The organism is Xanthobacter autotrophicus, assembly GCF_030015065.1.
Lineage (GTDB): Bacteria > Pseudomonadota > Alphaproteobacteria > Rhizobiales > Xanthobacteraceae > Xanthobacter > Xanthobacter autotrophicus_D.
Genome location: NZ_JAIVFN010000366.1, coordinates 1 through 470, shown reverse-complemented (window position 1 = coordinate 470; position 470 = coordinate 1). Strand labels below are relative to the sequence as shown.

The window sequence follows — 470 nt, the reverse complement described above, 5'->3', positions numbered from 1 at the left end:
CACCACGGCGCCGCCGGCCGAGATGGGGTGGTTGATGCGGCCGGGCACGTACTTGGTGGGGCCCGCGGGGTTGAAGCCGGCGCTGAACACGGGGAAGTCCAGTTCCAGGATCTCCAGCTTGTCGCGGATCGCGCCGTCCACGATCACGCCGGCGAGGCCGATCTTCTTGCAGGCACTGAGCATCAGGGTGCCCATCAGCGCGGCGGTCTGGTCGCCCTTGCCGTCGATCACCAGCACGTCGCCGGGTTTCGCCAGCGCGATGGCCGCGTGGATCATGAGGTTGTCGCCGGGGCGCACCTCGACGGTGAAGGCCGGGCCGGCCACCTTCATGGACTGGTGCACGGGGGAGACGCGGGCATGCATGGTGCCGCGGCGGCCGGCCACGTCGGCCAGGATGGCGGCCTGGAAGGTCGCGGCCTTGGCGACGACGTCGGCGCCCACGCGTTCGATGTCGCGGATGACTTCAGGGA

Annotated in this window: 1 protein-coding gene; it reads right to left on the bottom strand. The window is 70.4% G+C overall.

Features of this window, described 5'->3' with window-relative positions; all coding sequences use genetic code 11:
* Window positions 1-470, bottom strand: a 470-nt coding sequence (locus K9U40_RS23550) for an RraA family protein (RefSeq protein WP_282892482.1), incomplete at both ends; no start/stop codon positions are given.